The 6,118-nt window shown below is 32.6% G+C and carries 5 protein-coding genes; 1 reads left to right on the top strand and 4 read right to left on the bottom strand.

Features of this window, described 5'->3' with window-relative positions; genetic code table 11:
* Nucleotides 1-210: 210 nt before the first annotated feature.
* The 4 genes from LQ609_RS11485 to LQ609_RS11500 all read right to left on the bottom strand — a co-directional run bounded on the left by LQ609_RS11485 (nt 211) and on the right by LQ609_RS11500 (nt 4,922).
* Nucleotides 211-1,014 (bottom strand): glutamate racemase, encoded by an 804-nt coding sequence (locus LQ609_RS11485; protein WP_078358564.1) that lies wholly within the window; start codon nt 1,012-1,014, stop codon nt 211-213.
* Between the two features lie 15 nt (nt 1,015-1,029).
* Nucleotides 1,030-1,425: an acyl-CoA thioesterase gene (locus LQ609_RS11490; protein WP_078358563.1), complete on the bottom strand. Its 396-nt coding sequence runs from the start codon at nt 1,423-1,425 to the stop codon at nt 1,030-1,032.
* Between the two features lie 151 nt (nt 1,426-1,576).
* Complete coding sequence (locus LQ609_RS11495; RefSeq protein WP_107509359.1) at nt 1,577-3,019, bottom strand: 6-phospho-beta-glucosidase; 1,443 nt, start codon at nt 3,017-3,019, stop codon at nt 1,577-1,579.
* 13 nt (nt 3,020-3,032) lie between these two features.
* Complete coding sequence (locus LQ609_RS11500; protein ID WP_078358561.1) at nt 3,033-4,922, bottom strand: beta-glucoside-specific PTS transporter subunit IIABC; 1,890 nt, start codon at nt 4,920-4,922, stop codon at nt 3,033-3,035.
* A gap of 152 nt (nt 4,923-5,074) precedes the next feature.
* On the opposite strand from LQ609_RS11500, the gene LQ609_RS11505 reads away from it, so the two are divergent.
* On the top strand, nt 5,075-5,776 hold the full coding sequence (locus LQ609_RS11505) for a GntR family transcriptional regulator (protein WP_078358560.1): 702 nt from the start codon (nt 5,075-5,077) through the stop codon (nt 5,774-5,776).
* The last annotated feature ends 342 nt before the right edge of the window (nt 5,777-6,118 follow it).

Consider the following 6,118-nt stretch of genomic DNA (forward strand, 5'->3'; position numbering starts at 1 on the left):
GCAATATTCAACCGTTCTATTTATCATGTTTGCCTCGTCTTGCAATATTCAACCGCTCTATGTTGCTAGTCTGCCCTGTCTTGCAATATTCAGCCGCTCTATTTATCATGTTTGCCTCGTCTTGATAAGTTCAACCGCTCTATTTATCAAGTCATCTGTCATTTCTATCAAAAAACCCCCAGTCTTCACTCAAGACTGGGGGTTCCTTTATTATATTTCTATTTCTTCTATTTCCAATTGAATATTCAACATTCCAAGCATTGTTTCAAAGTCTTCCATTGTATAATCTTCATTCGTTGTTACTAAGGATTTTATCTGACCATTTCCTTTTGAAGTGTTCTGTTGAACTTTTTCTACAATAGTATGAGCAGGATTTATAAACATAATATGAGGATATAATTCTTTAAAATAACTATATAACCATGGTAAATGTGTTGATGATAACGTAAATACATCCATTTCTTCATGATTTTCTAAAATATTATCGATAAATTGTTTAACAGTCATTAAAGTACGATACTTATCTGAAATGAACTTACCCGACTCGACAAGTTCAATTAATGGAGAAGCATTAAATTTATAGACGTTACTTTCAGATGATTCACCTTGAATATATTCATCTATTTCTTCGCTTTCAACTAATGATTGTGCCCCTAGTATACCTATTTGTTTAGAACTAGATTTCTCAATTGCTTCTTTTACTGGTGGATACACACCAATTACTTTAGTTTCAAATTCATGTTTAATTTCATCTAACACTGTAATTGTCGGGGCATTTGAAGCAATAATAATTGCACTTGGTTTCCACTTTTCTAAATAATGAATAGTAGTCTTTATAACCTCTTTTAATTCACTTTTAGATTTGCTTCCATACGGAAATTGATTTCGATCAGCTAAATAAATTAAATCTTGAGCAGGAAATTCTTTTCTTAATAATTCAACGATTGAATAACTTCCAAGGCCAGCATCAAAAACAGCGATAGGTTTAATTAAATCATTTTGTAGTTTAGACATATTTTATCCCCTTACTTAAATTTCTAAAAATACTTTTGGTGTATGTGCTATTTTTTTATCAACTACATCATAAAATCCACCTTTTTGATAACCGATACAATGAACGTTATCTTGTGTAACAATATCAAATTCAAGTTCCCATTTTAACTTGCTTACTTTGACTAACCAACATCTTCCTATTGGCTTATCATGTATAGTTAGTGGTACTTTATAGTCCGCTTCTGTTCTCATCAATATAGGTGATATATTATTTTTCATCATTTCTGAGTGAGTCATATACTGATTTATAAATGCAGTTCTTAAATCTTCAAACCACTTCACATAAACTATATTACTTACAATACCCATGGCATCTATGTCGTATATATTGATTTCAATTTCTTTTTCCGCGACTAGTTTTCTCTCTTGCATTAAAAAGACTCCTTCAAACATTCATTTCATTATTTTACGATAATTTTATTTCTATGCACTTACTATTATTACTTAAAATACGTCGCTAAATCAACCTTTGATATAATGACAAGAGGCTGAGACAAATTAATTTGCCCCAGCCCCAATGTTCTTATTTCAGTTCTTCACCGTTTGTATTGATTACATTTTTATACCAATAGAATGATTGTTTCTTAGTACGTTTAAGTGTTCCTTTGCCTTCATTGTCACGATCTACATGAATAAGACCGTATCTTTTTTTCATTTCACCAGTAGTGAATGATACGATATCAATTATGCCCCATGGTGTGTAACCCATTAGTTCTACTCCATCTTCGTCTACCGCTTCGATTGATGCATTAATATGTTCTCTTAAATAATCAATGCGTTCTTGATCATCAATTGTTCCATCTTCTTTAAACTCATCAGTCGTTCCGAAACCATTTTCTACTATAAATAATGGCAATTGGTAACGATTATACAGCGCGTTTAATGTATATCTGAGTCCAACTGGATCAATTGCCCATCCCCACTGGCTGACTTTAATATATGGATTTTCAACTGAATTTGGTAATCCTCCATTAACAACATTATCTTCAACACTTTGTTGTGCATCATGTTTAACGACAGTAGACATATAATAACTAAATCCAATATAATCTACAGTACCGTTTTTCAAGATTTCGTCATCGCCTTCTTGCCACTTAATGTCGTAACCTTTTTTCTCAAACATCTTCAATGCATAACCAGGGTAATAACCTCTTACTTGAACATCAGGGAAGAAGTATCTTAAACGACTTGCAATTTCTGCTTCTAAAATATCTTTTGGATTACATGAATAAGGATAAATCGGTACATGTGAAATCATATTCCCAATGACAAAGTTAGGATTGATCTCTTTACCTTTTGTAACAGCAAGTGCACTAGCAATTAATTCATTATGTGCAACTTGATATAATACCTCTTCTGCATCTTCATCTTCTGACAAAGTTACTCCAGAGTTTGTCCATAAGAATATTGGATTACTCGTATCCATTTGATTATTAATTTCATTAAAAGTCATCCAATACTTAACTTTATCTTTGTAACGATTAAATACCGTTTCTGCAAAATGCACAAAGAAATCTACAACTTTACGATTTCTAAAACCACCATATTCACGAGCTAAATGTAATGGCATTTCAAAGTGTGACAATGTTAGTACAGGTTCAATATTATATTTTAACAATTCATCAATCACATCATCATAAAATTTCAAACCTTCTTCATTAGGCTCTGTTTCATCACCATTAGGGAAAATACGTGTCCAAGCGATTGAAGTACGTAAACATTTTAATCCCATTTCATTGAATAAACCAATATCTTCTTTAAATCTATTATAAAAATCTATACCCTCATGATTTGGATAAAATTTATCCGCCTCAATCGTTTCTGTAATTTCTCTCGCTTTACCATGCTCACCTGCAGTCATAACATCATGAACACTTAGACCTTTACCACCTTGATCATATCCACCTTCAAATTGATTGGCAGCTAATGCGCCACCCCATAGAAAATCTTTATTTAATTTAGCCATTTTAAAAACTCCTTTATATTTTAATGATATTTAAAATTACTTCGCCTTTATTAGACTTCGCGTTGTTAACCGGTATAATCTCACTAAATTCTGCACTATTTGTGATGATAACCGGCGTAATTGTGTTATATCCTTTTTCTTCTAATGAATCTTTATCAAATTTAATTAAAGGCATACCCTGAGATATTTCATCGCCTTCTGATACCAATACTTCAAATCCTTCACCGTTAAGCTCAACAGTTTCAAGACCGATATGAATCAAAATTTCTGCCCCATCTAAAGTATTAATTCCGATAGCATGTTTAGAAGGTGCAATCATGCTTACTTTTCCTTCTACTGGACTATAAATTGTATTATCCTTTGGCTCTATTGCTATACCTTTACCCATTAAACCTTCTGAAAATACTGGATCTGGTACTTTTTCAAGTTGAACAATATTTCCTGATACTGGTGAATAAACTTCAATTTCTAATTTTTCATTTGGAACGACTGCGTTCGATTGATTTGCATCAGCAGTTTCAACTTGTTCAGTTGTATCTTCACCATAACCAAAAATTTGAATGAGTATAATAGGTAACACAATCGCAATAGCAGTACCAATTAAAATCCCCCAAATTGACGATACATTATCTGCATTATAACCATTTACTATTGTTAATGGTCCTGGCAACCCTGCATAAGCATAATATTTTGGATTGAAGAAACTGGCCACAAATGCACCAATTGCACCACTAATACAGGCAATGATAAATGGCTTTTTAAATCTTAAGTTCACACCATATATTGCGGGTTCTGTTATTCCAAAAATACCTGTGATACCAGCAGATGATGATACCCTCTTAACTTCTTGACTTTTCGCTTTAATAAATACACCTACAACCGCACCAACTTGCGCTATAACAGCGATTGTTTGATAAGCTTGGAATGAATCACTTCCGTGTTGTTCAAAGTTTGCAAGAACAACTGGTGTAATTCCCCAATGTACACCAAATATTACAAACACTTGCCATACTCCACCAATAATTGCCCCTGCTAACCAAGGTGCAACTTCAACAAGTGAATTGTATCCATTCGCAATACCATGTGCTGCCAATGTTGAAATTGGACCAATTACTAACAATGTCACTGGCACCATAATAATAATAGATAAGAATGGTACAAATAGCGGTCTTACAACTTCATGAATTGTTTTATTTAGGAATTTTTCTAAATAAGATAAAATCCAAACAAGCAATAATGGTGGTAAAACAGAAGATGTATATGCAGTTTCAGTTAACGGCATACCGAATAATCTAACTGTTTCTCCATCACCAATTCTGTCGAGTATCGCAGTAAAATCTGGACTCACTAATGCCGCAGAACATGCAATAGCTATGTACATATTCACATTAAAATGTTTGGCTGCTGTAATCGCAATAAAAATTGGTAAGAATGTAAATGGTGCCCAAGATATGAAATTGAATACTTCATATGTTCCTGTTTTAGAAAATGATGGTGCAATTAAATTAATTAATATCAATAAACCTTGCAAAATACCTGCAGCAGCTAATATATAAATAAATGGTGCAAATACAGCTGACATTGTAGCAATAACTCTATTTAATATACTTCCTTTATTTTCTGTTTCATTTTGTTGTTGATTCTTATTAGAACCACCTATCATTTCATCAAAAGCTTTATGAACATCTCCAACATTATTCCCAATAACTACTTGAAATTGTCCATTATTTTCAACAACTGTAACGACACCTTCTATTTTTTTTACTTTTTCATTCGCAGTTGGATCTGACCTTTTTAGTACAAGTCTTAACCGTGTTGCACAATGTGTGCTTTTAACAATATTTTCTTCCCCGCCAATTACCTCAAGAATCTCTTTAGCTATTCTTTCGTTTTTGTTCGCCATAATTCCACCCCAATTATCTCGTTTTCTATTTGTATACTCTTACATTATAATTATACCGGTACAATTTGTAAAGATAGATACAAAATTAAATAGCACTATTAATTTAACAAATGCTATAATGTAAGTATTATCAACGAAAAGTGGGGTTTAATATGCTGAAGTACGAATTAATTGCTGAACGTATTGAAGAGCTAATAGAGAATGGACAATATGAAGCTGGAGACAAATTACCAAGCGTAGAAATATTAAGATCTGAATTTAATGTAAGTAAGAGTACAATTATTAACGCTTTAAAAAGTCTCGAAAAAGAAGGATTAATTTACCAAGCAAGAGGAAGCGGTATTTATGTAAGAAATCCCAAAAGAGATGGCTACTTAAACTTATTTACTGCAGATGGATTTTCAGATGATTTGAAAGGTCACGAAGTAACAAGCAAAGTCTTAAAAATAGCTGAAATTAAACCTGAAGAACACATTAAAACTCAATTAAAATTACAAGATAATGAAACTGTATATTATGTAGAGCGAATTAGATACGTTGATGGCAAAGTATTCTGTATAGAAACTTCGTATTTCAGTAAAAATGTTGTACTATATATGAACGAAGAAATAGCAAACGGTTCTATATTCGATTACGTAGAAAACAATTTAAAAGTAAAAGTCGGTTTCACAGATATTTATTTTAAAATAGATAAACTATCTGCCGGTAATGCTGAACATTTACAATTAAACGAAGGCGATCCATCATTAGAATATGAACAAATATTTTATACAAGTACCGGCATACCATTCGACTATTCTAAAATTATTTTCCATTACGAAAACTCACGATTCTATATACCTTCTGTAAAATAATTTTATGTGTATGGTTATATGGGTGAATCGCACGATATCTTCTGAGTCTTCGTGCGTTTTAGCTCGATTTGACCTGAATCGCACGATATCTCAAGTCTTCGTGCGTTTTATCCCGATTTGAGCCGAATCGCACGATATCTCTACAGTCTTCGTGCGTTTTAGCCCGATTTGAGCAGAATCGCACGATATCTTCTGAGTCTTCGTGCGTTTTGCTCGGATTTGACCTGAATCGCACGATATCTTCTAAGTCTTCGAATATGTCCATATAATTGTGTAATAAAATAAGAGCCATATATAGCTCACTTTAGTACAATGTAATCGACGAAGAAAAAATTGTAGAGG

It is taken from the genome of Mammaliicoccus sp. G-M28 (assembly GCF_022386595.1).
Classification (GTDB): Bacteria; Bacillota; Bacilli; order Staphylococcales; family Staphylococcaceae; genus Mammaliicoccus; species Mammaliicoccus fleurettii.

Excerpts from the sequence above, each read along its gene's own strand:
- LQ609_RS11485 (WP_078358564.1), bottom strand. The coding sequence starts at position 1,014 with ATGTCTAAACTACAAAATGATTTAATTAAACCTATCGCTGTTTTTGAT.
- LQ609_RS11490 (WP_078358563.1), bottom strand. The coding sequence starts at position 1,425 with ATGCAAGAGAGAAAACTAGTCGCGGAAAAAGAAATTGAAATCAATATA.
- LQ609_RS11495 (WP_107509359.1), bottom strand. The coding sequence starts at position 3,019 with ATGGCTAAATTAAATAAAGATTTTCTATGGGGTGGCGCATTAGCTGCC.
- LQ609_RS11500 (WP_078358561.1), bottom strand. The coding sequence starts at position 4,922 with ATGGCGAACAAAAACGAAAGAATAGCTAAAGAGATTCTTGAGGTAATT.
- LQ609_RS11505 (WP_078358560.1), top strand. The coding sequence starts at position 5,075 with ATGCTGAAGTACGAATTAATTGCTGAACGTATTGAAGAGCTAATAGAG.